Origin of the sequence: Anaerovibrio sp. (assembly GCF_045637405.1) — a bacterium.
Taxonomy (GTDB): domain Bacteria; phylum Bacillota; class Negativicutes; order Selenomonadales; family Selenomonadaceae; genus Anaerovibrio.
On sequence record NZ_JAZTZI010000022.1, the window covers coordinates 1 to 26,639 of the forward strand.

Annotated in this window: 24 protein-coding genes; 19 read left to right on the forward strand and 5 right to left on the reverse strand. The window is 43.3% G+C overall.

The annotated features are described in order from the left end of the window. Positions 1-341 precede the first annotated feature (341 nt). The 9 genes from rpmH to ACKI5G_RS01690 all read left to right on the forward strand — a co-directional run bounded on the left by rpmH (position 342) and on the right by ACKI5G_RS01690 (position 7,375). A complete protein-coding gene (gene rpmH, locus ACKI5G_RS01650) occupies positions 342-476 on the forward strand; it encodes a 50S ribosomal protein L34 (RefSeq protein WP_027396727.1) in 135 nt (44 codons plus the stop codon). Positions 477-588: 112 nt separating this feature from the next. Continuing rightward, positions 589-936, forward strand: a complete 348-nt coding sequence (gene rnpA / locus ACKI5G_RS01655) for a ribonuclease P protein component (RefSeq protein ID WP_407397024.1) — start codon at positions 589-591, stop codon at positions 934-936. A gap of 21 nt (positions 937-957) precedes the next feature. Beyond that, positions 958-1,155, forward strand: coding sequence for a membrane protein insertion efficiency factor YidD (yidD, locus tag ACKI5G_RS01660; protein WP_407397026.1), 198 nt, complete (start codon positions 958-960; stop codon positions 1,153-1,155). Between the two features lie 51 nt (positions 1,156-1,206). Further along, positions 1,207-1,875, forward strand: coding sequence for a YidC/Oxa1 family membrane protein insertase (locus ACKI5G_RS01665; RefSeq protein ID WP_407397028.1), 669 nt, complete (start codon positions 1,207-1,209; stop codon positions 1,873-1,875). A gap of 4 nt (positions 1,876-1,879) precedes the next feature. Further along, positions 1,880-2,551 carry an RNA-binding cell elongation regulator Jag/EloR gene (jag, locus tag ACKI5G_RS01670; protein WP_407397030.1) on the forward strand — a complete coding sequence of 224 codons (672 nt, stop codon included), beginning with the start codon at positions 1,880-1,882 and terminating at the stop codon, positions 2,549-2,551. An 88-nt stretch (positions 2,552-2,639) separates the two neighbouring features. After that, positions 2,640-4,058 carry a tRNA uridine-5-carboxymethylaminomethyl(34) synthesis GTPase MnmE gene (mnmE, locus tag ACKI5G_RS01675; RefSeq protein ID WP_407397032.1) on the forward strand — a complete coding sequence of 473 codons (1,419 nt, stop codon included), beginning with the start codon at positions 2,640-2,642 and terminating at the stop codon, positions 4,056-4,058. A 36-nt stretch (positions 4,059-4,094) separates the two neighbouring features. Beyond that, positions 4,095-5,978, forward strand: coding sequence for a tRNA uridine-5-carboxymethylaminomethyl(34) synthesis enzyme MnmG (gene mnmG, locus ACKI5G_RS01680; protein ID WP_407397095.1), 1,884 nt, complete (start codon positions 4,095-4,097; stop codon positions 5,976-5,978). Next, on the forward strand, positions 5,975-6,691 hold the full coding sequence (gene rsmG / locus ACKI5G_RS01685; RefSeq protein ID WP_407397033.1) for a 16S rRNA (guanine(527)-N(7))-methyltransferase RsmG: 717 nt from the start codon (positions 5,975-5,977) through the stop codon (positions 6,689-6,691). The genes mnmG and rsmG overlap by 4 nt, the downstream gene beginning before the upstream one ends. Positions 6,692-6,733: 42 nt before the next feature. Further along, on the forward strand, positions 6,734-7,375 hold the full coding sequence (locus ACKI5G_RS01690; RefSeq protein ID WP_407397035.1) for a hypothetical protein: 642 nt from the start codon (positions 6,734-6,736) through the stop codon (positions 7,373-7,375). Positions 7,376-7,600: 225 nt separating this feature from the next. Here ACKI5G_RS01690 and pfkA read toward each other — a convergent pair whose 3' ends face one another. Beyond that, positions 7,601-8,563 carry a 6-phosphofructokinase gene (pfkA, locus tag ACKI5G_RS01695; protein WP_407397037.1) on the reverse strand — a complete coding sequence of 321 codons (963 nt, stop codon included), beginning with the start codon at positions 8,561-8,563 and terminating at the stop codon, positions 7,601-7,603. Positions 8,564-8,698: 135 nt separating this feature from the next. Here pfkA and ACKI5G_RS01700 point away from each other — a divergent pair, with 135 nt between their 5' ends. Continuing rightward, the gene (locus ACKI5G_RS01700) at positions 8,699-9,871 is read left to right on the forward strand and encodes a phosphoribosylaminoimidazolecarboxamide formyltransferase (RefSeq protein WP_407397039.1); all 1,173 of its coding nucleotides are present in this window, start codon (positions 8,699-8,701) and stop codon (positions 9,869-9,871) included. 400 nt (positions 9,872-10,271) lie between these two features. Here the strand turns inward: ACKI5G_RS01700 and ACKI5G_RS01705 are convergent, their stop codons facing one another. After that, complete coding sequence (locus ACKI5G_RS01705; RefSeq protein WP_407397041.1) at positions 10,272-12,647, reverse strand: homocysteine S-methyltransferase family protein; 2,376 nt, start codon at positions 12,645-12,647, stop codon at positions 10,272-10,274. 496 nt (positions 12,648-13,143) lie between these two features. Further along, complete coding sequence (locus ACKI5G_RS01710) at positions 13,144-13,812, reverse strand: methionine synthase (RefSeq protein ID WP_407397043.1); 669 nt, start codon at positions 13,810-13,812, stop codon at positions 13,144-13,146. Between the two features lie 175 nt (positions 13,813-13,987). Here ACKI5G_RS01710 and ACKI5G_RS01715 point away from each other — a divergent pair, with 175 nt between their 5' ends. The 6 genes from ACKI5G_RS01715 to ACKI5G_RS01740 all read left to right on the forward strand — a co-directional run bounded on the left by ACKI5G_RS01715 (position 13,988) and on the right by ACKI5G_RS01740 (position 18,242). Then, positions 13,988-14,746 carry a ParA family protein gene (locus ACKI5G_RS01715; RefSeq protein WP_407397045.1) on the forward strand — a complete coding sequence of 253 codons (759 nt, stop codon included), beginning with the start codon at positions 13,988-13,990 and terminating at the stop codon, positions 14,744-14,746. Then, entirely contained in the window at positions 14,739-15,770 is a 1,032-nt protein-coding gene (locus ACKI5G_RS01720) for a ParB/RepB/Spo0J family partition protein (protein WP_407397047.1), read from the forward strand. Before ACKI5G_RS01715 ends, ACKI5G_RS01720 begins: the two co-directional genes overlap by 8 nt. A gap of 22 nt (positions 15,771-15,792) precedes the next feature. Beyond that, entirely contained in the window at positions 15,793-16,299 is a 507-nt protein-coding gene (locus ACKI5G_RS01725) for a DUF4446 family protein (protein WP_407397049.1), read from the forward strand. Between the two features lie 110 nt (positions 16,300-16,409). Further along, on the forward strand, positions 16,410-17,345 hold the full coding sequence (locus ACKI5G_RS01730) for a peptidoglycan DD-metalloendopeptidase family protein (RefSeq protein WP_407397051.1): 936 nt from the start codon (positions 16,410-16,412) through the stop codon (positions 17,343-17,345). Positions 17,346-17,369: 24 nt separating this feature from the next. After that, the gene (locus tag ACKI5G_RS01735) at positions 17,370-17,756 is read left to right on the forward strand and encodes a polymer-forming cytoskeletal protein (protein WP_407397053.1); all 387 of its coding nucleotides are present in this window, start codon (positions 17,370-17,372) and stop codon (positions 17,754-17,756) included. An 84-nt stretch (positions 17,757-17,840) separates the two neighbouring features. Then, positions 17,841-18,242, forward strand: a complete 402-nt coding sequence (locus tag ACKI5G_RS01740; RefSeq protein WP_407397055.1) for a thioesterase family protein — start codon at positions 17,841-17,843, stop codon at positions 18,240-18,242. Between the two features lie 131 nt (positions 18,243-18,373). Here the strand turns inward: ACKI5G_RS01740 and ACKI5G_RS01745 are convergent, their stop codons facing one another. Then, positions 18,374-20,101 (reverse strand): methyl-accepting chemotaxis protein, encoded by a 1,728-nt coding sequence (locus ACKI5G_RS01745; RefSeq protein WP_407397057.1) that lies wholly within the window; start codon positions 20,099-20,101, stop codon positions 18,374-18,376. Positions 20,102-20,593: 492 nt separating this feature from the next. Here ACKI5G_RS01745 and ACKI5G_RS01750 point away from each other — a divergent pair, with 492 nt between their 5' ends. From ACKI5G_RS01750 to ACKI5G_RS01760, 3 genes are read left to right on the forward strand one after another with little or no spacing between them, the layout of a single operon-like run. Continuing rightward, positions 20,594-21,700 (forward strand): glutamate synthase, encoded by a 1,107-nt coding sequence (locus ACKI5G_RS01750; RefSeq protein ID WP_407397059.1) that lies wholly within the window; start codon positions 20,594-20,596, stop codon positions 21,698-21,700. Then, positions 21,688-23,319: a glutamate synthase-related protein gene (locus tag ACKI5G_RS01755; RefSeq protein WP_407397061.1), complete on the forward strand. Its 1,632-nt coding sequence runs from the start codon at positions 21,688-21,690 to the stop codon at positions 23,317-23,319. Before ACKI5G_RS01750 ends, ACKI5G_RS01755 begins: the two co-directional genes overlap by 13 nt. Before the next feature lie 17 nt (positions 23,320-23,336). Further along, positions 23,337-25,676: an FAD-dependent oxidoreductase gene (locus ACKI5G_RS01760; RefSeq protein ID WP_407397063.1), complete on the forward strand. Its 2,340-nt coding sequence runs from the start codon at positions 23,337-23,339 to the stop codon at positions 25,674-25,676. A 50-nt stretch (positions 25,677-25,726) separates the two neighbouring features. Here ACKI5G_RS01760 and ACKI5G_RS01765 read toward each other — a convergent pair whose 3' ends face one another. Continuing rightward, positions 25,727-26,500 (reverse strand): DeoR/GlpR family DNA-binding transcription regulator, encoded by a 774-nt coding sequence (locus ACKI5G_RS01765; protein ID WP_407397065.1) that lies wholly within the window; start codon positions 26,498-26,500, stop codon positions 25,727-25,729. Positions 26,501-26,639: the final 139 nt, after the last annotated feature.

Consider the following 26,639-nt stretch of genomic DNA (forward strand, 5'->3'; position numbering starts at 1 on the left):
AAATCAAGTGTTTGAGTATTTTATGTATTATATTTTTATGTTTTTCTTCTATATATAATATATCCGAAAAATATAGCTCGGACTCTGTTGATAAGTGTATGTGAAATACCTTCATAATCATAGCAGAATATCTTGAAGTTATCAACAAAAAATGGTGCATATATGATTTAAAAGAATGATTTATCCACAAAAATATTGACTTATACCCAGCCTGCCTAGTATTTTTTCTTGACACTACAATAATGCGTGGTCTATAATCTTGTTAGTTAAAATCCAAGGACTATGTGTAATTGCGGTTTGACCGAGTATTTTGCTCGTAATAATATAAGGAGGTGCCAACATTGAAGCAGACTTATCAGCCTAACAATCATTGGAAGAAGAAGACTCATGGTTTCCGTGAGCGTATGAAGACTAAGGGTGGCCGTCAGGTTTTAGCAAGAAGACGTGCTAGAGGCAGAAAGAAGATTTCAGCTTAATAATATGGTCACTTCGGTGGCCTATTTTTCTCTATAGAACCAGTTATACTCATTATATTGGTGAGTTATGTATCTGGTTCTATGTTCTATTTGCTGAAATGAGGATTTTGCCATGTACAAGTTACCTAAAAGTCGGATCCTGCGTCGTAGGAACGATTTTCAAAAGGTCCACCGTTTTGGGAAATCCTATGCAAACAGGTACTTAGTATTGTATGTCTTTACAGCAAGCGGGCTGGAGGACAAGGTTGGCTTTGCTGCCGGAAAAAAACTGGGCAATGCAGTAGCGCGTAATAGAGTCAAGCGTCTTATGCGTGAGTGTTACCGGTTGCACCAGCAGGATATGAAGAAAGATATTTGTATTCTCTTGGTTGGCAGAAAACCAGCTGTGGAAGTTAAATACAATGTTATCGAAAAGGCTTTTCTCAACTTGGGCAGAAAGGCCGAAATTTTTGGGAGATGAGAATAATTGGTGAAAAAATTCATGTTATTCATGATCGAGTTTTACCGCTCCTATATTTCACCACTTAAGCCGCCTTCCTGTCGCTATGTTCCTACCTGTTCGGAATATGCGATGATTGCTATTGAAAAATACGGACCCGTGAAGGGTGGATATTTGGCAATAAAGAGAATTCTTCGTTGTCATCCATTTCATAAAGGTGGATATGATCCGGTTCCGTAAAATAGGATTTTATTTTTGACAGTTTTACTGTAGAAATTAGGATGTGTTAAATTGGATTTTTTAGCATCGGCATTTGAGCCTGTTGTAAATCTTTTCCGCCTTATAATGGATGGATTTTACAACATTACTGTTGCGGTTGGCTTTCCTAATTATGGCGTTGCCATTATTCTTATGACAATCTGCGTAAAGCTCTGCCTTTATCCTTTAAACGCAAAGCAGATTAAGTCAATGAAGGCAATGCAGGAGATTCAGCCAAAATTAAAGAAAATCCAGAAGGATTATAAGAACAACCCACAGCTTATGCAGCAGAAGATGGGTGAGCTTTATCAGGAGTCCGGAGTAAATCCTTTGGCAGGATGTCTGCCACTTCTGGTACAGATGCCAATCCTCATGGGTGTTTATTATTCTCTGTACGGATTGGAGTATTCCGGTGATCCAACCTTCTTATGGTTGTCAAGCCTGTCTGATTCCGACCCTACATACATTTTGCCTCTTCTCTCTGCGTTGACTACTTATCTGGCTCAGCGTCAGTCCATGGCAATGAATGGTCAGGAAAATCAGCAGATGAAGATGATGATGTATATTATGCCAATATTTATTGGTTATATTTCCATTAATTTCCCAGCAGGTCTGGTACTGTACTGGGTAGTAATGAATATATGTCAGATGGCTCAGCAGTGGTATATGTTCAGAAAAGAAGACCAGAAGGAGGCTGCTTGATTTAATGTCTTTAGAAGTTGAGAAGACTGGTAAAACAGTTGATGAAGCAAAACAGGCTGCCTTGAGTGAGCTAGGTGTTGACCCTGCTTTTGTTGAATTTGTAGAGGTTGTGGAGCCAACTAAGGGGTTCCTGGGTTTGCTTGGTGGTAAGCCTGCAAGGGTTAAGGCTGTAGTTCGTGAACTCTCACCTATTGAGAAGGCAGAAAAATTCCTTGGTGATATTTTTAAGGCTATGAAGCTGGATATAAAGATTGAAAAGAGCGAGTCTGAGGATGGTACTATTTTCAATCTTATTGGCGATAATTTGGGCATTTTGATTGGTAAGCACGGTCAGACCCTTGATTCTCTGCAGTACCTTTCAAATCTGGCTGCCAATCGTGGTCTCACCGATAATAAGGTTCGCGTTATTATCGATATTGAGAACTACAGAAGCCGTCGTGAGGATACCCTGCGCCGTCTGGCTATGAGATTGGCTGACAAGGTAAGAAGAACTGGAGAACGCATTGTTCTGGAGCCAATGAATCGTCACGAAAGAAAGATTATTCACATGGCGTTGCAGGATAATTATCGCGTATCTACCTATAGCTCCGGAGATGAGCCTTATCGTAAGGTTGTAATTGAGCTGAAGCGTGGTGGCCGTCGCGATTATCATGAGCGTAAGGAAAGAGAAGATTAATTTTCTCCAGGAAATATGATTTATAGAGGCTGTCTCACCTTTGGGGACAGCCTTTTCTATATTTTTTAAATATGAATTTGGAGGATTTATGCAGGATAAAAAAATGATGGATGAAACCATTAGTGCCATTGCTACAGCTCCAGGAGAGGGCGGTATTGGCATTATTAGAATCAGCGGCGAAAATGCCATTTCCATTGCCAATAAGATTTTCAGACCATTTGCTGCAAAGTCCATTAAGGAGTATGGTTACAGAACAGCGATTTATGGTAGGGTCCAGGATGAACAGGGAAAAATCATTGATGAAGCTATTTGTATTGTGATGAATGCTCCAAATTCATATACCTGCGAGGACGTGGTGGAAATTCAGTGCCACGGTGGCAGTATTGTTATGCGGGAAATACTGACCCTGACATACCGCATGGGAGCAAGGGCTGCAGAGCCGGGAGAATTTACCAAGCGGGCTTTTCTAAATGGCAGACTGGATTTAAGTCAGGCCCAGGCCGTAATGGATGTAATAAATGCCAAAACCAAGGCTTCCCTGCAGATGGCCATGAACCATCTTTCCGGTGGTTTTTCCGATAAAATAAAGGCTTTTCGTAATGATATTTTAAGCATTATTGCCCATCTTGAGGCTTCCATTGATTTCCCCGAGGATGATATTGAGGAAATGGAAATGGAGGATACCCGTGAAAAGGTAAAGCTGTTGCAGGATAAAATAAGGAAAATTCTGGAATCAGCCAATACGGGTATCATTTTGAGGGATGGACTTAAAACCGCTATTATTGGTAAGCCAAATGCGGGAAAATCCAGTATAATGAATCTCCTTTTAGGGCAGGAGAGGGCCATTGTTACTGATGTTCCCGGCACTACCCGTGACAGTATTGAGGAATATGTTAATATTGGTGGTATTCTCTTGCGTCTGATTGATACTGCAGGGATTCGCGATACCGATGACATCGTGGAAAAAATCGGCGTGGAAAAGGCTTATTCATATGCCAATGATGCAGAGCTGGTGCTGGCCGTGTTTGACAGCAATGAGAAGCTGACTTCAGAGGATGAGGAGATAATTCAGCTTATGGATAAGTGTCCGGGCAATGTCATTGTTATAATGAATAAAATGGACTTGTCAGCTGATACAAATAAAGATATTATTAGTGAAAAAATAAAGAATTGCCATAAGGCCAGGATTCGTGGCATTGTTCCCATGTCCGCCAAGAGCGGTGAGGGAAAAGAAGCTCTTGAGATGCTTCTTAAGGACATAGTTTATGGCGGGCATACTAATATTGCGGAGAGCCAGGTTCTTTGTGATGCACGGCAGGGAGAAATTCTTCGCAAGACGGCTAATCTTTTGGATGAAACTATAAATACAATCGATATGGGCATGAGCGAAGATTTTATAGTTATTGATCTTCGCAGTGCCTGGGAAAAGCTGGGGGAAATAACCGGCGAAACTATTGAGGACGACATTGTAGATCAGATATTTTCAAATTTCTGTATAGGTAAATAAACGGTTCCATTGGAGGAATTAAAATTGAGTAACAAGCTGTTTATAGCTGGAAAATATGATGTTATTGTAATTGGTGCCGGCCATGCTGGAGTAGAAGCTGCTTTGGCTTCTGCACGTATGGGCTGTAATACTCTGTTGGCTACTCTTAGTATGGATAATATTGCCCTTATGCCATGCAATCCTTCTGTTGGCGGTCCTGCCAAGGGGCATTTGGTAAGGGAGCTGGATGCTCTTGGTGGCCAGATGGGTATTAATGCAGATGAGACCTGTATTCAATTCCGGATGCTTAACACTGGAAAGGGACCTGCTGTTCATGCTATACGTGCCCAGGCTGATAAAAAGCATTATCAGTTCCGCATGAAGGAAGTATGCGAAAATACTGAAAATCTTGATGTTAAGCAGCTGATGATCGATAAGCTCATTATTGAGGATAATAAAATAAAGGGAATTATCACTGAAAATATGGAGGAGTATCTTTGTGATGCGGCTATTCTGGCTACTGGAACATATTTAAAGGGCCAGATTATTATAGGTCTTCATACATATTCCGGTGGTCCCAGCGGTCAGCGCTCAGCGGAAAAGCTGTCCCAGTCCCTTTTGGATGCAGGCATCAAGCTGATGCGTTTTAAAACCGGTACTCCTGCCAGAGTAGATGCCAGAACTCTTGATTATGACAAGATGGAGATTCAGCCGGGGAATGATGAGGCCCGCAATTTCTCCTTTATGAGTGATATTACCACAAGGGAGCAGACACCATGCTGGCTTACATATACCAATGCCCAGACCCATAAAGTTATTATGGATAATATAGATAGGGCTCCAATGGCCAATGGTATTATTAAGGGTATCGGTCCAAGATATTGTCCTTCAATTGAAACCAAGCTCATAAGATTCCCTGATAAGGAAAGACATCAGCTGTTTCTGGAGCCGGAGGGACTCCATACCAATGAGGTTTATGTACAGGGAATGTCAACCTCTTTGCCAATGGATGTGCAGATAGATTTCCTGCATACCATTCCCGGTCTGGAGCATGCCAAGGTTATGCGGGCAGGCTATGCCATTGAATATGACTGCCTTGACCCGTTACAGCTGAAACCAACTCTGGAGCTTAAGAAAATTTCCGGTCTATTTTCCGCAGGACAGGCCAACGGAACCTCTGGTTATGAGGAGGCTGCAGCCCAGGGTATTATTGCGGGCATAAATGCAGCATTAAAGGTGCAGAACAATGAACCATTGATTTTAAAGCGTTCTGATGCCTATATTGGGGTGCTTATTGATGATTTGGTTACCAAGGGTACCAGTGAGCCATATAGAATTATGACTTCCAGAGCTGAGTACCGCCTGATTCTCCGTCAGGACAATGCGGATCAGCGACTGACTCCGTTGGGCCGCAAGGTAGGTCTTGTCAAGGATGACCGCTGGGAGAGATTTACCAGTAAGATGGCGGTTATTAATGAAACCGTTGAATTACTAAAGGAAAGAAAGCTGAATCCAAATCAGGAGATATTGAAGCTTCTGGCGGATAATGGCATTGAGGAGATCCGTAATACCATCAGCCTTTACGATTTATTGAAACGTCCCGATATTAACTATGATAAATTAAAGGAAATATTCGGCTTGCCAGAAATTAATGAAGAAGCAAAGCAGCAGGTTGAAATTTCCATCACCTATGAGGGCTACATAAAGAAGCAGATGGAGCAGGTGGAGAAGATGAAAAAGCTGGAAGAAAAGCTTATTCCGGATTCTATTGATTATGCTCTTGTTGCTAACCTTAGAGATGAGGCCAGAGAAAAGCTGGCTGAAATAAGGCCTATTTCTATTGGTCAGGCTGCCAGAATTTCCGGTGTATCTCCCGCTGATATTTCCGTATTGATGATATATCTGGAACAGCAAAAAAGGATAGAGGAGACAAAAAAATGAACTTTAAGGATTACTTAAAGGATGCAGCAGATAAATATGGCATTTCCTTAAATGATGTTCAGATAAATCAGTTTAATAAATATTTTCAGCTTCTAATTGAGTGGAACGAGAAAATAAATCTTACTGCCATTACTGAACCAAAGGAAGTGGCCATCAAGCATATGATAGATTCTCTGACCTGTTGGGACAGTGAAAGGTTTAAGGGGGATATCAGTGTAATTGATGTAGGCACCGGTGCAGGTTTTCCGGGAATTCCCCTGAAAATTTTTCAGCCTGGTATAAAGCTCACTCTTTTGGATTCTCTCAACAAAAGAATTAATTTTCTTCAGACTGTGGTGGACGAATTGGGACTTCAAAATGTGGAGTGCATTCATGCCAGAGCTGAGGAGGGGGCCAGAAACAAAAAGCTGAGAGAAAGCTTTGATTTGGTGGTTTCCCGAGCTGTAGCCAGACTTCCTGTATTGGCAGAATATTGTCTGCCCTTCGTAAAGAAAAATGGCATCTTTGCTGCCTTGAAGGGAATGAAATTTGCTGAGGAGGCAGATGCCGCCAAAAAGGCCCTATCCATATTAGGTGGTGGTGAGGCAGAATGTGTTGAGGTTAAGCTGCCATATCTTGATGATAAGCGGGCTGTTATTTATATAAAAAAGGAAAAAAACACGCCAAAGGTTTATCCACGAAAGGCGGGTACACCGGATAAAAATCCTCTTTGATTCTAAAGGATTATTGGTTTTTTTATAGAAGTGTTATATGATATGTTATATAGATTACACAGACAGGATGTGATTATGGTGAAGAAAAGTATCATACTGCTTTTTACTGTTTTATCCATATTATGCAGCTTTAGTATTGTAAGCGCCGATGGTGTTCAACAGCCTCCCGGAAGATCGGATATTTCTTCCAAAGATACCGATGAAAAGGCTCCAAGCAGATTTATAAGGTTTGCCGAGGATGAGTCCTATGTTTATTATTTGGACAAGAAGGATTCTGGCTGGGTAAGAAGACCGTATACTATGGATAAATATGTTATTGAAGCCTGGGTTAAAATGGTGCCTTATGAGTACGCAACCTATGAAATGTACAGTCCTGAGGCGGATGATTCCAGATATTTCCTGGAGCATTATCTGGTGGATCCCCAGAACAAGAAAATTCAATTTCTGTGTGAAATAGAGGTTGAAGGGGGCAGACCTCAGAACAATATAAAGCAGAGGAAATACGACCACAAGTATTGGGAACCGTTGATACCTGAAAGCGTGGAGGATACCGTTTATCATGCAGTCGTTGATAAATATGGTAAGTCCAATGAGAATAACACCTGGAAGACAATTGATGAAATCATTGATGGTCTCTTCAGTGTAAGGGTATTGAAGGAAGTTATAAAGATGGGTAAGATTTAATTATTCACAGAAAAATTGAATTGTCCACAAAAATAGCGAACATATTTGTGAATATGTGAATAAACTTGTGGATAACTTACTGAAAAGTCTACCACAGGGAAACAAGAAATCCTGTAGAACATTGATATTACAGTGTTCTACAGGATTTTTAAATTTAAGAGCAAGCTGTTATTAACTTGTGAATAATTATTTAAAATACTACTTTATGTATCAGTAATTACATCATTAATTAAGCTGTTTTGCCAAACGAATAAACTCATCGTTCATGTGCTTTTTATTGGTAATGGCATCATGGAGATCAATAGCCACAACCTTACCTTGGTTAAAGCCAAATACCACGTCAGACTGGCCGGCAATTAGAGCCAGGGCTGCCTTTTCACCAAGCTGACTGGCCTTTACGCGGTCGCGAACAGAAGGGGAGCCACCACGCTGAATGTGGCCAAGCACGGATACACGCACGTCCATGTTTGTTTTTTCTTCAATATATTTGCCAATATCAAGTGAGCTGCCCACTCCCTCGGCAACTACGATAAGGGAATAACGTCTGCCCTGCTCGTAGGATTTGATTATGCCGCTACAGATGTCATCAAGATTATATTCTTCTTCAGGAACCAAAATAAACTCTGCACCACCAGCAATTCCAGCCAGCATAGCCAGCCAGCCACAGTGTCTCCCCATTACCTCAACTACAGCAATGCGGTTATGGGAAGAAGCAGTATCACGAAGCTTATTAATGGCATCAATAATGGTATTGGCAGCTGTATCACAACCAATGGTATAATCGGTGCCCCATACATCGTTATCTATAGTTCCGGGAAGTCCCACAATAGGAACGCCGGTTTCAAGACTAAGCTGGGTAGCACCACGGAGACTGCCATCACCACCGATTATTACCAGACCTTCAATACCGCGTTTTTTCATGTTTTCATAGGCCTGCATCCGGCCTTCTTCTGTCATAAAGCGCTTGCAGCGTGCTGTACCCAGAATAGTTCCACCACGCTGTATAATATCACTTACGCTGCGGGAGGTCATTTCTTCCATTTCTTCATCCAAAAGACCACGGTAACCGTTGTAAATACCCCAAACCCTTACCCCTTCAAAGAGAGCTGTACGGACAACTGCACGAAGTGCTGCATTCATGCCAGGACTGTCGCCGCCGCTGGTTAAAACGCCAATGCTTTTTAACATATTCTATACCCCCTGTAAGTTTATTGACAAAAAAACATACTGATGTTACAGTAAATTCGTGACTATAATGACGTAATTAAAACGTCCTTGGAATTATTATAGCGCAGTTGATAAATTAAATAAAGGAGTAAAAAGATGCAAGAATTAGAATTGAAGTACGGTTGTAATCCTAATCAGAAACCTGCCCGGGTATTTGTAAAGAATGGGGACATTCCTTTTACAGTATTGAACGGCAAGCCAGGCTATATTAATTTACTGGATGCCATGAACAGCTGGCAGTTGGTTCAGGAGCTGAAGCAGGCCACCGGCCTTCCAGCAGCAGCATCCTTTAAGCATGTTAGTCCTGCGGGAGCTGCCGTTGCCGCTCCTTTGCCGGAAATTCTTCAAAAGGTTTACTTCGTAGAGGGCATTGAGCTTTCACCTATTGCTACTGCTTATATCAGAGCAAGGGGGGCTGACCGCATGTCTTCCTATGGCGATTTTGTAGCTCTTTCTGATGAGTGTGATGCTCAGACTGCTTCATTTCTGGCGAGAGAGGTTTCTGACGGCATAATTGCACCATCTTATTCTGCTGAAGCCTTGGAGATTTTAAGAACCAAGCGCAAGGGTACATATTTGGTACTTCAGATGGATACCAGCTTCAAGCCTGCTGAGCTGGAGCAGAAGGAGGTATTTGGCATTACCTTTGAACAGAAGCGTAATGATGTGGAAATTACCGAGGATTGCCTGAAGGAAATTCCTACCAAGTCCAAGACCTTTACTGAAGCAGCAAAGCGGGATCTTCTTATTGCATTAATTACTCTTAAGTATACCCAGTCCAATTCTGTTTGTTATGCCAAGGATGGACAGGCTATCGGCATTGGTGCCGGTCAGCAGTCCCGTGTACATTGTACACGTTTGGCTGGAAACAAGGCTGATGTGTGGCATCTTCGTCAGCATCCAAAGGTTTTGGCACTGCCATTTAAGGATGAGGTTCGCCGTCCTGACCGTGATAATGCTATTGATGTTTATATCGGTGAGGAGTGGGAAGACCTGTTGGAAACTGATGATTGGAAGCGTGTATTCACTGAAAAGCCAGAGCCTCTTACCAGAGAGGAAAAAAAGGCATATTTAAAGACCATTAGTGGTGTAGCCCTTGGATCTGATGCTTTCTTCCCATTCGGTGATAATGTGGAGCGTGCCCATAAGAGTGGTGTAGAGTTCATTGCTCAGGCAGGCGGTTCCATTCGTGATGATAATGTAATTGAAACTGCAGATAAATACGGTATTACCATGGCATTTACCCATATTCGCCTGTTCCATCATTAATAATTAATTCAATATACTATATTAAAATACCCTGCTCGATATGAGCAGGGTATTTGTGTGTATGAAATTGTTTCACGTGAAACATTTTATTTATATGCAAGTAGCAATTAAGAAAAGGGCAATTGCTTGAAGCGCTTGGGCGAAGGGCGTTAAGAAACTATTTTTTGCATACTTACACATCAAGAAAACATCCATTGTTTGAGCAAAGCGAGTTTGGATTTTTCTTGATGACTAATTAAAAGCAAAACAATAGTTTTACTATAAACACTTAGCGAACACAAGCCGATGGGCGCAGTGTAAGCTTAGTGTGCGTGTAAGGGCAGATGAAAGCCCTTATGCTTTCATCTTGCTTAGCCCTGAGTCCCTTGCTGAAAGCAATGCCCCTTTTCTTAGATAATTTTTACTTCGATATTATATCATTGGCAATATTTAATGCGATAACTGCATCTTCTGCGTAGTAATCTGCACCGGCTTCATCTGCATAATCCTGGGTCAGTGCAGCACCACCAACAATAACCTTTGAAGTATTTCCACTTTCCTTTAACTGGCGGATTACTTCATCAATTTCCGTCATGGTGGTGGTCATTAATGCACAAAGACCAACTATATCTGCATCATTTTTTATGGCAGTGGCCACAATTTCCTCCGCCGGTACATCCTTGCCCAGGTCAATAAGGTTGAAGCCACTGTTTTCCAGTAAAGCGCCAACAATGTTTTTTCCAAGATCATGGACATCACCCTTTACGGTGGCCAGGACTACTGTACCCTTGCCTTCACCTTCCTTGGCAGGATATTTTTCCTTAATAATATTAAATGCACTGCGCATAGCCTCTGCAGAGAGCAAAACCTGTGGCAAAAATACCCTTCCGGCCCCAAAGTCAACGCCTATTTCATTCATGGCAGCAGTGAGGGCTTTTTCTGTCAGCTCATTAGGATCAATATTGTCAGCAAAGGCCCTTTCAAGAAGCTCCGGCATGGCATCTGCATTTCCTTCGATAACAGCCTGCTTTATAGCCTCCAGAGGGGTTAAATCCTCCTGCTTGGCCACAGCAGCCTTTTTAGGAACAGAAAGATTCTTTTCATTGGTGCTAAAATCCTTGCCATTAGGATCCTTGCCTAAAAGTGCCATACTGGCCATGAGAGCATTCTGCATCTGCTCATCATAAGGATTCATAATTGGTGCATCAAGGCCAGCAGCTAGACACATGGCAAAGAAGGTACTGTTTATTAGCGGTCTGTTAGGCAGACCAAAGGAAATATTACTTAATCCCATGGTGGCAGGATAACCATATTTTTCCCTGTAAAGTCTGAGGGAATCAAGTACATGACCACAGGCATATTGATCAGCTGCCACAGTCATTACCAGACCGTCCAAAAGGAAGTCTCCATCCTTTAACCCCGCCTTTTTGGCTTCACTAATAATAATATCCATAACTTTAAGGCGTTCTTCAGCAGTTTTAGGAATACCATCATCAGTTAATGGCAGACAGAGTATAGCTGCACCGTATTTTATAGCCAAAGGAATAAAGGTACGAAGTCTTTCCTTTTCAGCACTGACGGAGTTGATTAAAGCTCTGCCGGGATAAGCCCGTAAGCCGGCCTCCAGAACCTCAGGGTCACTGGTGTCGATTACCAGTGGTGCATCTGTGAGCTGGGATATTTCAGTAATGGCTTTCTTCATGGCCTTGGCTTGGTCGATACCACCAACACCCATATTAACATCCAGCAGTCTGGCACCAGCCTTCACCTGGTCCATTGCTTCCTTCTTTACGGAAAGGAAGGAACCGTCCTTGATTTCAGCTGCCAGCTTTTTACGTCCAGTTGGATTGATTCGCTCACCAATTAATACTGTTGGCAGTTCCTTATCAACAATTACAGTTTTACTGCGGCTGGATAACATCAGGCGACGACGCAGCGGCTTAAAAGCTTGTTCCGGGAAATCCCTCAGGGCATCCCTTATGGCTGCAATATGAGCCGGTGATGTACCGCAGCAACCACCGATATAGGTAGCTCCAGCCTGCACCAGCTTAGGTGCCCAGTTTCCAAAATCCTCAGGTCCCATAGGGAAGGTGGTTTTTCCGTTAACCAGCTGGGGAAGTCCGGCATTTGGCTGAACACTGATAGGTTTTTCAGTATTTTCGGAAAGAATCTTCACAATTGGAACCAGCTGTTCAGGACCAAGGGAGCAATTAATACCAATAATATCTGCCCCCATGGCATCTAAGGTTATAGCCGCTGTTTGTGGGTCAGTGCCTGTTACAGTTCTTCCGTCTTCACTGTAGGAAAGCTGACAAATAACCGGTAAAGTGGTAACCTCCTTGGCTGCCAGCAAAGCTGCACGCATTTCCTGCAGGTCAATGGAGGTTTCTATAAGAATATAATCGGCGCCACCTTCTGCTAAGGCAGCTGCCTGAACCTTATAATTTTCATAGGCATCCTCGAAATCCAAATCCCCCAACGGCTTTATAAATCTACCTGTTGGGCCCATGCTGCCGGCGATTTTTACCTTATCACCAGCTGCAGCTCTGGCAGCTTTAACAGCTGCAATGTTGATTTCCCTGGCCCGTTCACTGAGATTATAATGAGCCAGCTTCAGAGGGGATGCACCAAAGGTATTTGTTTCTACTATGGTGGAACCGGCATCAATATACTGCTGGTGAACAGCAGTAATTTCCTCCGGCTTATCTATGTTTAAAAGCTCCGGACAATATCCTGGGGCCAGCAGTCCTTTTTGCTGTAGAATTGTGCCCATGGCACCGTCAAATATGTGAATCATAAAATCATTCCTTAAAATATATGAAATTGTTTAAATGCAGGAGCAGATTACCTGAAGCATTTGGCGAGTGGCGTAAAAACTATTTTTTGCATTCTTACACATCAAGAAAACATCCACTGTTTGAGCGACACATAAAAACACTGTTAATACGTCGCGAGTTTGGATTTTTCTTGATGACTAATTAATGGCAAAACAATAGTTTTAGCCATGAGTCCATGGCTGAAGGTAACTGCTTCTGACATTACTGTAACGAAAGTATCGTATTATCAATACTAGCTATAGAACAGGTATATAACGAGCTTTAAGATGTCCCCTTCCTCTTTAGGTGGGGGAAAACAAACTACAACAGTGGTGAGCATATCTCCCAGCTCGTTGCGACGCGAAGCTAGTCCTGAAAGGAAAACGCTAATTGGAAGATTTTTCTTCTAAAGAAGAAAAATTTGAACAATGGCGTTATAATAGAAAGTATATAGGTTTACAATGTTACATGCAAGCTTTATTTCCTAGCTAAACAGTTGGTTTTTGCACAGACTGCACAATTATGCTTTTCCTGTTCATTTGTACAGTTTTCTTCTATTATATATAGCCCTATAATTGCTGTAATGGATTTCCTTGGTTCCAGCATCATGGATTCAGTAAGCTGGACTCCAATTAAATTGGCTTTTGAGGCGCGTATCATTTCAGGCTGCTGCTCTATTGGCCAGTCACCATAGCCAGGACTAAAACGCCATTTCATTTTATATCCCTGGCGGGATACCTTTTCAAAGATGGCTTTTTCCATTAAGTCCGCATTTTGTTCCACGGCGGATGTAGCTGCAGCATCAAGAATAAGTGATAGGGTATATTTTCCTTCCTTAAATAAAGAAGTTATTTTATCTTCAATTTCCTGTCCTACAGTGGCAGAAAGCAATACCACCTTATCACATCCCATGAGATGCTTTTTAATGGATTCTCCCTCAATATGAAATGGAGGAGTAGAGAAAATAGTTTGTGTCTGGTCATTGTAATCGTATATTTCCCAATTGCCGGTTGGGTGAATTATTAAACGTGCCAGCTCGCAGGCTTCTTCAATTATTTTTTCATCGAATTCTGATTGTCTGAGACCGGCATATCTTTTGGTTTCTGATTTGTCTATTTCAAAAAAAGGCGAGTTAAAGATTGCCATAGTATTACCTCGTATTTAAATTGTTTCACGTGAAACATTTTGTAAATAATCTCACTCTATTTTGCCATGAAGAAAAATAAAAAACAATTACTTTTCATATCGAAAAAAATTCCTATTAATGGTACAATGTATAAGTACGAAAAATTCAACTATGTATAGTAAGGTCGGTGACTAAATGGGCAAGGTAATTGCTGTTGCAAATCAGAAAGGCGGCGTAGGCAAGACTACTACCTCCGTCAGCCTAAGTGCTGCTTTGGCAGAAAAGGGAAAAAAGGTATTGCTGGTGGACTGTGATCCTCAGGGCAACGCAACAAGTGGCTTTGGTATCAACAAGCAGGAGCTGGAGCTCAGTATATATGATATTATAATAGATGAATGGAATCTTTCCGATATCATATTATCGACTGAATACAAGATAGATATTGCTCCATCCCAGATTGGCCTGGCCGGTGCAGAAATTGAGCTTGCTTCCCTGGAGGATAGGGAGTATAGATTACAAAAGGCAATAAGCAAGGTGAAGGATAACTATGACTATATCATTATTGATTGTCCTCCATCCCTTGGTTTTTTGACCCTTAATTCTCTGGCTGCTGCGGATTCAGTTCTCATTCCACTGCAGTGTGAGTTCTATGCTTTGGAGGGCTTGTCCCAACTTCTCAATACTATTGAAATGATTAAGTCCAAAATCAATGTAAATCTCTACATTGAGGGCGTTGTCCTCACCATGTATGATTCCCGTACCAACCTTTCCCAGCAGGTTGAGGCTGAGGTTCGCAATCATATTGGGGACAAAGTTTATAATACTACTATTCCACGAAACGTAAGGCTTAGTGAGGCACCTTCCTATGGCTGCCCAATTTTTGCCTATGATCCTTCTTCCAAGGGAGCACAGGCATATATGGACCTTGCACAGGAGGTTATAGATAATGGTTAAGAAAAAAGGTGGCCTCGGCCGTGGCCTTGGTGCTTTAGGTCTTGGTGGTACAACAGTAAATAAGCCTGCAAAGCCACAGGAAAACAAAAAGGAACTGCTCCATGCTGTAAAGCACAATGAAAGCAAAATTGAAACACCTGCTGCAATAGCTTCACCTCAGGAAATTGAAGTAAGTATAATTAAGGAAAATCCAAATCAGCCTCGTACAGAATTTGATGAGGAAGGCTTAAATGCTCTCCAGGAATCCATTAAGGAGTATGGTGTTCTTCAGCCGGTTATTGTGAGAAAAACAGCCAAGGGCTATGAGCTTATAGCTGGTGAAAGACGACTTCGGGCTTCAAAGCTTGCGGGAAAGCAAACAATTCCAGCTATTATCAAGGAATTCAACGATGCCCAGATGACAGAAATTGCCCTCATTGAGAATATTCAGCGTGAAAACCTGAATCCAGTTGAAGAGGCCCATGCCTATCATCATCTTTTGTCCGATTATGGCCTTACCCAGGATATGCTTTCCAAGAAGGTGGGCCGCAGCCGTTCCCATATTGCCAATTTCCTGCGCCTGTTGAAGCTCTCTGAGAAGATTCAGGGAATGCTGGTGGAAGGGAAAATTTCCATGGGACAGGCAAAGCCACTTTTGGCTATTGAAGATATTGACTTGCAAGAAAAGGCCGCAACTTTTATAATAGACAATGATTTATCTGTGCGTAAGGTTGAGGCATTGGTAAAGCAGCTTTTAAAGCATCCTGATTACTTTGATGAGAAGCCAATGGATACTAAGGGTGAGGATACAGATCCAGCTAAGTTATTCATTTTGGATGCAGAGGATAAGTTAAAAATGATTCTTGGTACGTCAGTTCGCATAAAGGGTACTGGCAAGAAGAAAAAGCTGGAAATTGATTTTACCTCCCAGGATGATCTGGAAAGAATCATTGAGTTACTTACAGAAAAAGTAAAGGCAAATGATAATGCTGAAAAGTTAAAAAAGCTAAGAGAATTTTCTACAACAGGAAAGTTTAATGTTTAATATGAAATGGAGTTTACAGTAAATGGATAATACCGAAATAATGAAGTTTGTTGTCAATAATCTCAGCTATATGGTGGCTGCACTGGGCGTGCTGATGATCGTCATGTATCTGATGATGATAAATGTAATATATAATATCAATTATATGAAAAAGCGCTACAAGAAAATGATGACTGGTGTTGATGGCGCTAATCTTGAACGCCTCATAATTGGCTGTGTAGATGATGCCAAGGCCGTGTCCGAGGAAAATCAGGAAATCAAGCGTAACATCGAAGATATCAGAGCACTTCTACAGCAGGCCATTACAAAGGTGGCGGTTGTCCGCTTCCGTGCCTTTGAGGATATGGGCAGTGATTTAAGTTACGCTGTAGCTATGCTGGATTCAGATAATAACGGTGTTGTAATGTCCAGTATTTTTGGACGGGAGGATTCCCGCAGCTACGTAAAGCCAATTACTGCCGGAAAATCTACTTATCAGATGACCAGCGAAGAGGAAGATGCATTGAAGCAGGCAATGGCTCAACGATAATTAACAAAAAGATAAATAATTTCTACTATTTGAAAATTAAAGGACTCTATGGTATAATGTTTCAGCTATAGAGTCTATTTTATTGTGATGAATTGTTTGGAGGATTTTATTTGGAAAAGAAAGGAAATACTGTGGATAATCGCGAGTATACTATCAAGATTATTCCTCATCAGGGATCTGATGTACGAAGTGTGCATTTGCCGATGCAATGGATCAAGTACGCGCTGTTCTCTGTTGCAGCAGTGGTTATATTGCTGGCTGGTGCCTTTAGCTACTCCGTGTACAGCAGTTATTCCCTGAGAAATGAAGCCTCACAGATTGAAAAACTTAAGGAAGCAAACAGTCTTCAGCAGGAACAGCTTCTGGAATTGTCAAAGAAGGCCACAAACCTTCAGGATGAAGTAGAACAGCTCGGGCAGATAGAAAAAGAGCTGCGTCAGCTTTCCGGTGTTGCAGGTGATGAAACTGGAGATGTCAACAGCAATGCCGGTGATGGCAACCACAGTGGTCAGGGTGGTCCATACAAGCAGTTAGATCTAAAGGATGTAAGTAATGCTCTTGATAATGTGGAAAAGAGGGTTGCTCAGCGCAGAGCGAGCCTTACCAAATTGAGAGAGATCTTAAATGAACAGCATCGTCAGATTCAGCAGCAGGAGAGTGTAAACGCCTCTACTCCTTCTATTTGGCCATCCACTGGTGATGTCAGCTCTCCATTTGGCATGAGATGGGGTGGCAGCGATTTCCACCCAGGCATAGATATTGCTGATGATTATGGTACTCCTATTGTGGCCACTGCTGATGGTATAGTTACTGTCGCTGGCTGGAATTCCGGCGGCTATGGCAACATGGTAGATATTGATCATGGTAATGGCTTTATGACCAGATATGGACACGCCCAGCAGGTTGTAGTTAGCGCCGGTGAGCATGTTAAGCGTGGTCAGGTTATTGCATATATGGGAAGCACTGGCTTTAGCACTGGTCCTCATGTTCATTATGAGGTTAGGGTTAATGGACAGGTTGTGAATCCGTCAGGATACATAAGGTAATATCGTTTTATAAGGAGAAGATCAATGTTTGGTAGCATGAAAAAGCAGTTGGAAGGTAATAACAGAAATGATATAGAAACCATTATTGGTGCGAACACCATTATTAAGGGAGAGATTAATGGTAGCAGCAATCTTCGTGTTGATGGTACCGTTGAGGGTTCTATAACAGTTTCCGGCAACGTTCTTATTGGTGAAAACGGCCGCGTTAAGGGCGATATTGTGGCTCCTGAGCTGATGGTTTCCGGCCAGGTTGAGGGAAATGCAACCATTGAAAATGGCTTGTCCATATATTCTACCGGTTCCCTTATTGGTGATGTTAAGGTTGGCAGTCTGAAGATTGATGACGGTGGCGTATTCAAGGGCCACAGTGAAATGACCTTCAAAGCTGCAGAGCCGGTATTTGCAGATTAATTTAGTAATAAAGCTGTGATGAGATGATTTCATTTCGTCACAGCTTTTCTTTTATTTAAGTATTACAAAGAGAGGTGTTTTGTAATGGATTTTACTAAGGAAGAAATAAAGGTGGGGCTGAAGAATACCGTAACGGAGAAGGTTACAGATAAAAATACCGCCAAGACAATGGGGAGCGGCAGCTTGGATGTCTATGCAACCCCGGCCATGACCTGTCTTATGGAAAAGGCCGCCACAGAGGCCTTGGAGCCCTTGCTGTCAGATGGCTGGACCACCGTTGGCATATCCTTAAATGTGCAGCATAAGGCGGCAACACCGTTGGGACTTGGTGTAAGAGCAGAAGCGGAGGTAACTGCTGTGGATGGCAGAAGGATAACCTTTGAGGTGAAGGCCTTTGATGACAAGGAGGAAATTGGCTCCGGCACCCATGAAAGGTTTGCAGTTATGAAGGAAAAGTTTATGGGCAAGGCGACTGCTAAAGTTTGATTATATCAAACGTATTTTTAAAATTGTAATCAAAAACAGACATAAAAACAGACGCAAAAATTTCCTTTTGCTTTTGCGTCTGTTTTTTGTGTGGAAAATATTATTTTGTTACTAGTATAGTTTGACGAATATTACACCTTAAACCTATTGGCGGCATCCTGCATATTCTGTGCAAGATCGGCTAGACTGCGGCTGCTGGAGGCAATTTCCTCCATGCTGGCGGACTGCTCCTCAGTGGCAGCAGATACTGTCTGGGCTTCCGCAGCTACCTCAGTGGCTGCCTGGGTCACATTATCAATGGCAGAAACAATCTTTTCGCTGCTTTCCCGTAAAGAATCAATGGTATCCGTAAGGGCAATGGAGCCATCATTTACTTCAGCAACCACATTGAGAATATCAGCAAAGGCTGTACCAGCATCACTTACGCTTTCACTGCCCCGCTTAACCTCCTGGGTTCCGCTGGTCATGGAGGTTACAGCCTTTTCTGTTTCAGCCTGAATGCTATAAATCAAGGTACTAATCTGCTGAGCAGCTTCCTCGGATTGCTCTGCCAGCTTGCTGACCTCATCAGCTACTACAGAGAAGCCACGTCCATGTTCACCGGCTCTGGCAGCCTCAATAGCTGCATTGAGGGCCAGCAGATTGGTCTGACCGGCAATGGTAGAGATAGTATCAACAATGTTGCCGATTTCCTTGGAACGCTCACCCAGCTTGGATATAACATCGGCTGCTTCCTGAACAGTGGAGGCTATTTTCTGCATGTCGCTAACAGTAGCTTCAACTATGGAATTACCTTCTTCTGCCTTGCCAACGGCCTGCTTGGTATGGGCAACAGTCTGGTTGACAACAACAGAGGTTTCCTCAGTACCCTGGGAAACGCTGGAAACCATATTGGCAGCCTCGTTCATGGCAGTCATCTGGGTGGCAGTAGATTCAGAAACCCCAGTAATGGATTGGGCAATCTGCTGGGTTACCTGGGCAGACTGCTCAGCACTGGCAGTAAGCTCCTCAGAAGCAGCGGCTACCTGCTGGGCATTTTCCTGAAGATTCTTTATCAGGTCATGGATATTTTTCAGCATTTCATTGTAATGAACAGCTATCTTGGCAAATTCATCCTGACCGTCAATTTGAATCTTCTCTGTTAAATCACCGCCGGCAACCAACTCGGAAACTCGCAGGATTTCATGTACAGAGCCCTTGATTTCCTTAATGAGATACATGGCCAGGGCAAGGCTGATAGCAATCGCCAAGATAACAATTATTATGGCAGAAACTAAAATCTGATGATAAACCTCCTCGCTGGCGGCAGCAGATTCGGCAGAGCCTGCATAATTGAACTCAATACCTTCTTCCAGTGCATCATTCAGCTCGTGATAAATGTTTATGGAATCACCAATTTCTACCTGTGCCTCCTGTATCTGTCCAGATTTGGCTAGGTCAATGGTCTTAGCTACAGATGAGTCGTATGCCTTCCACAATTTCTGGATATTTGCAATAGTATCCAGATCCTTTTGTTTTTCTTCCTCGGAATCATAGGTAACACCCTTCAGAAGATTCTCGTACTCAGTAAGGGTAGTGCCCATTACCTTTCGCTTATGTGACAGCTCCTTATCAAGCTCAGGATGCTTTTCGGCAGCTCCTGGAATGGCTAATAGCATGGTATCCCGGCGTACAAAATTGGCATTATCAATGGCATCGTTGAGCAGCTGGCCGCTCTTCATCCATTCCTTGGTTATTTCCTCGGTGCGATAATTCATTCTGCTGGTGGAATAACCGGCATACAGTGCAAAGCACATGAAGAAAGCAATCAGAACACCAAAGCCCAGTGTCAGTTTTGCTTGAATCGATAAATTTTTCATTAATACTCTCCTTTTCCGTGATACGCCTTCCTTATAAATAAGCAGGCTTTTGTCCTACACACGGGCTCTAGTATACCAATTGTTAAATATGGTGTAAAATGACAGAATATTTAGCTTGTATACCGAAAAACAATACAAAACATACATAATATGATATATTGTAATAATCAAGTCGCACCAGACAGGACAAGGGTTCATTGGTATTGTATACAATATATTTTTTATATTACTGTATAACGGAGAATAAAATATGCATAAATATACATGATATAATTATTTAAAAACATATAAATACAATAAAAATAAGGGGATTATTGTAGTAATATATGAATAATTATATTGACAGTTAGAATAATGATACATATAATAATATTTGTTACTCAAAATGGATGTATTGCAGAAAAACAAATGTCTTTACTGAGTATTTTAAAAATTAACTAAGTTGTTATTTTTAACTAAAAAATGATCAAGGTGTATTGGAGGAGTGTTACGATGTGTAGAATTGGTTCAATAAAAAGTAAGGTGCCTGTTCATCCATCAAAAGCCTTACATTTGATGCTTCCTCAGCAGGAGGGGCATGATAATTCAGGCTTCGCCATGGTAATGCAGGATTTATATGGTACTTTTGCCAACTATAAAGATAAACCGCTCCTTTCCATGGCCTGCACCCAGAAGGGCAACCAGATGGTAGAGGAATACATGGATGCCCATAACTTTGTGCAGCTGGCTGAATGGATTCCTATTCCGGATAAGCGTCCGGGCCTTGATATACAGGCTATGCCATATTATGTTTTCCGAAATTATGATTTCCCGGAGCATTACAATGAGCTTACCGAGGAGGAAAAGCAGAATCTTCTCCTTGATACCCGTCTGGCACTCCGCAAGCTGCTGGAGGAGTCTGGACAAGGCTTTGTTTATTCCTTCTGGCCTGATGTGCTTACCTTAAAGGAAATTGGTGATCCCCGTGATATCGCCACTTATTTCCATCTCTGGGATAATCACGGCGGACTGATGGCCAAAAATATCGTGGTTCAGTGTCGTCAGAATACCAATTATGATATTGTGCGCTATGCGGCCCATCCTTTCTTTTTACAGGGCTATACCCTCTGCGCCAACGGTGAAAATACCTTCTATACAAAAAATAAGGAGTTCCAGAAATCCCTCCATCGTGGCTACATCGGTTTTGAGTCTGATTCCCAGTGCTTTCTGTATACCCTTCATTATGTTCTTCACGAGCTGAAATGGCCTATTAATTATTTTAAGCATGTCATTACGCCGCTGCCTTTTGAGGAAATTGAGGAGCGTGAGGATAAAGAGGTGCTTAAGGCCATTCGTCAGTCCCTGGCCCATCTTGAAATCAATGGTCCCAATACTATTATTGCCACTTTGCCGGATAATCGTATGATTACCTGCTGTGATTCCAAGAAGCTTCGTCCAGTTGTCCTTGGCCAGGATGAAAATATGATAGCTATTTCCTCTGAGGTTTGCGGACTTAATGAAATAATGCCGGACCGTGACAGGGAAAAGGACATCTATCCTAATGAGCGTGAAGTAATTGTTATCGATAATGAACTGGAGGTACAGAGATGGAAGCAGTAAAGACTCAGGATGTGTCAGTAAATGACCTTTCTTGGAAAATTGAATATCATGCTGAACGCTGTACTATGTGCGGTAGCTGTGTGGCAACCTGTTCCTTCAAGGCTATCGAGGTAAAGACCCAGGCACAGTCCATCGTGGTATCTACGGACAGCCAGCCAAATCCGGAGGATCGTCACATTGCCCGTCCTATTATTACCCAGAAGGCAAGTCTTACTGACTATTGTCGTGGTTGTGGCATGTGCGAAAAGGTGTGCCCTAACAACGCCATTCGTCCTGTACGCAATGTGGACACTCGCCAGGTGCTCCTTTCCAAGGACAGTGGCCCAATTAAGCGTGGTGGCCGTACAAATCTTAACGCTCAGCGTACATTGGACAGCATTGTAGTTGGCCGTATTTCCCAGATGACGGACCCATCACTGGATTCTGCCCGCCATACCTTTGATATCCGTTCCCCATTGGGACGTGTCCTTTCACCAAAGGAGCTGCCCTTCAGACTGGAAAATGGCAAGATGGTTATGGACCACAAGGCTCCGCCTGTAAACTGGATCTATCCTCTTATATTTTCTGATATGTCCATTGGTGCCCTGTCCACCCGCGCCTGGGAGGCTGTGGCTCTGGCCTGCGCCTATCTGAATGAAAAGTGCGGTTTGCCGGTTCGTATGAGCTCCGGTGAGGGCGGTATGCCGGTTAAATTGATGGAATCCGATTATTTAAAATATTTTATTTTGCAGATTGCCTCCGGTCATTTCGGCTGGAACCGTATTATAAAAGCAATTCCCCATATGGTGACGGATCCGGCCGGTGTGCTTATAAAAATAGGTCAGGGTGCAAAGCCAGGTGATGGCGGTCTTTTGCCGGCAGCCAAGGTTGCTGAGCATGTACAGGCCATCCGTGGTGTTCCGAAAGCAACCCTTTCCTCACCACCAAATCATCAGGGCTTGTATTCAATAGAAGAATCTGTTCAGAAGATGCACTTATCACTGAATGCCGCCTTTGGCTTCAGAGTGCCTGTTGCCATTAAGTGCGCCGCTTCTGCCACTTCTGTATCTGTATATAATAACCTGCTCCGCGATCCATATAAGATTTGCGGTGGCTTCTTCCTGGATGGTATTCAGGGCGGTACTGGTGCCGCTAATGAGGTTTCCCTTGACCATACTGGTCATCCTTTCGTTTCCAAGATTCGCGACTGCTATAATGCAGCAGTGAAGCAGGGCCTGCAGGGGCAAATTCCTCTTTACGGTGGCGGTGGTATTGGGCTTACGGGCAATGCAGCAGCAGATGCCTTTAAGATGATTTGCCTTGGTGCCAATGGCGTATTTGTGGGCAAGGTACTCATCCAGCTTTTGGGCTGTGTGGGCAATGAACACGGTCGCTGTAATTCCTGTAATACCGGCAAGTGCCCAATGGGTATCTGTACTCAGGATCCTCGTCTGGTTAAGCGTCTTGATGTGGATAAGGGTGCCCAGAAAATTGTGGATTATGTTCTGGCCTTTGATGCGGAGCTGAGAAAGCTGATGGCTCCTATTGGCAACAGCTCATTGCCTGTGGGCCGCAGTGATGCCCTTGTATCTACTGACAAGGCCATTGCGGACAAGCTGGGAATTCAGTATGTATGCTAAGGAAGGAGCGGTAAGCTATGTTTAAGATTGATACAATGAAGGGACATGAGCGTATGTCCACCCAAGACCTGCTCCTTCAAATTGAGGAAGCTGTACGGTCTGGAGAAACTGAGTTTGAAATTGCGGCTTCTGGCCAGCATGATATAGGCGGTCCACTATGGAACAGTGACGGAAAAAAACTCACCTTCCATGTTACCAATGCCGGACAGCGCGTGGGTTCCATGTGCCTGCCAAATACGGAGATCGTAGTGGAGGGATCCACCTCCGCTGATGTGGGCTGGCTTAATGCTGGTGGCGTTATTACCGTAAAGGGCGATGCTGGTGATACTGCAGGCCATTGCTCTGCCGGGGGTAAGATTTTCATCGGTGGCCGTGCTGGTACCCGCAGTGGTTCCCTGATGAAGCACGATCCTCTTTATGAAGAACCGGAGCTTTGGATTTTGAAAAATACAGGCTCCTTCTCCTTTGAGTTCATGGGAGGGGGCCGGGCCATAGTCTGTGGCTACGATTCAGAACAATTTGAGTCCGTTCTCGGCGAGCGGGCCTGTGTAGGCATGGTTGGTGGTGTGGTTTACGTCCGTGGTCCTGTGTCTACCTATCCAAAGGACATTAAATGCCTGGAGCTGGAGCAGGAGGATATTGATTTCCTCACAGCTGGCATGGATGAATTCCTTGGCAGAATAGAGCGCCAGGAGTTAAAGGGTGAGCTTTCCCAGTGGAGTCAGTGGAAAAAGCTCCGTCCTCTTACCTTTGAGGAAAAGAGTGCCACCCCATCCAAGAATATGACAATGAAGGAGTTCCGCACCCAGGAATGGGTAAAAGGGGGCATTTTCTCCGATGTTGCCATGGATGATTTTACTGTCCATAACACCATTTCCAATGGACTTTATCGTTTAAGAGTTCCAAGCTGGGATAATGCCAAATATGCGGCTCCTTGTGAGTTTAGCTGTCCTACCGGCATTCCGACACAGCTTCGTTATAATTTGATTCGCCAGGGCAGACTTCAGGAGGCTATTGAGCTGGAGCTCCAGTATACACCATTCCCGGGCTCTGTTTGTGGCAGTGTTTGTCCTAATCCTTGTATGGATGGCTGTACCCGTGGCACCATTGATGAGGCAATTCAGATCGGTCCATTGGGTTATCTCTCCGCCTTTACCAAGGTTAAGAAGCCAACCGTGTCCACTGGCAAAAAGGTGGGCATTGTGGGCGGTGGCGTAGCTGGTCTTTCAGCGGCCTGGCAGCTGGCCCGTAAGGGACATGAGGTATTTGTTTTTGATGATGCGGAAAAAATGGGCGGTAAGCTGGAACAGGTTATTCCTAGAGGCAGACTTTCCAATGAACTGTTGGAGGCAGAATTAAAACGCATTGAAGAAATGGGTGTGAAATTCGTTCCAAATTGTAAAGTGGACAAGGATAGCTTTGAGCATTTTCAGAATACCTATGATGCAGTAATTATTGCCAATGGTGGCCACGAATCCCGTTACTTTAACTGGGAGGGCAAGGAGCTGTTGACCATGGGCCTGGATTTCCTTAAGAAGGTAAATCGTGGTGAAAATCCAAAGGTTGGCAAGCGCGTTGTGGTAATCGGTTGCGGTAATTCCGGTATGGATACTTGCCGTGCAGCCTTTGATATGGGGGCTGAGTCCGTGGTGGCTGTGGACGTACAGAAGCCGGCGGCCTTTGCTGATGAAATACAGTATGTAGAAGGCCGGGGCGGCAAGCTGGTATGGCCATTCTTCACGGAGAAGATTACCAAGGAGGGTGTTTATGCCAATGACGGGCGTTTTATCCCCGCAGATGAAGTAATTGTATCCATCGGTGAGGCTCCGATTCTGGATTTCCTGCCAGAGGATGATTCCATTAAGAAATTCCGTGATAGCTGGTTGATTACCAACAAGGACAAATCAATTTTGCCGGGAGTATTTGCTGCCGGTGATGTAATTAAGCCTGGTCGTTTAACCGATGCCATTGGTGATGGTATCAAGGCCGCTTATTATGCTGATTTGTATGTCATGGGGAAGGAGTTCGTTCCATTCCCGGAAAAGGAAAAAATTCCCGCTGAACGTCTTTCCAAGGCTTATTTTGAAAAGTGCCATCATTGTCAGCTGGGTGAGCCCGCAGATGACCATGTGCGCTGTGTAAGCTGTGGTACCTGTCGTGACTGCAAGATGTGTCTGGAATCCTGCCCGGAAAAGGCCATTAGCCGCATGGAAAACCAGGATGGCTCCTGGACCTATGTATCGGATCCAAATAAATGTATTGGTTGCGGGATTTGTGCCGGCGTATGTCCATGTGGCGTATGGAGCATAAATGACAATCCTGAGCCAATCAAGATGTATCGAACATACAATAAATAATTGTAATATGGCAAAAAAATGACCTACAGATAATCTCTGTAGGTCGTTTTTTAGTCATCACACACGATAACTTCTATATTGTGTTCTGCGAAGAATTCCTTATAACGGGCTGGCAACTCCTTATCCACTACAATACAGTCAATTTCATCCAGATTGCAGAAGGAAATAAGGGATGCGGAATCAATTTTTGTGCTGTCCACCATGAGAATCTTCTTGCCTGTTTTGTCCACCAGATAACGCTTTATATCACATTCCAGCGGGGAAGCGGTGGTAAGTCCGTTTTCTATGGAAATACCCGTACTGGAAATGAATATCTTGGAAATGTTGTACTGCTTCAGACAGTTCAGCACGCTTGGTCCCACAAAGGCCTTTGTAGGGGCGTAGATGGTACCGCCGGTGGCAATTATGTTGAATTTTGCAGATGCTGCAGCAATATTTATAACATGAATGCTGGCAGTAACAATGGTAATGTTGTGCTTATCCTCCAGATAAGGCATCATATGCATGGTGGTGGTACCGGAATCTATGTAAATAACATCGTCATCCTGTACCAGGCTGGCTGCCATACGGGCAATTTTCTGCTTGTGAATCTTGTCGCTGTTATCTTCTGGTATTATGGTTGGAGCCTTGGCCTGTGGAGCCTCCTGCTCCTGAAGCACAATTCCACCATATACCTTGTTGATGGTGCCACGCTTTTCCAGCTCGGCAATATCACGGCGTATGGTATTTTTGGATACGTCAAAGGTGGTACATAGATCATTGATAGAAATGCTTTTTTTCTCTTCCAGCAGTTCCTGAATTTTACGGAGACGATTGATTTTCATTCATTCACCTGTATTCTAACGAAAAATTAACTCATCAAATACTCATTATTATAACGAGCTTTAAGATGTCCCCCACCTCTTTAGGTGGGGGAAAACAAACTACAACAGCTGGCGAGCATATCTCCTAGCTCGTTGAAAC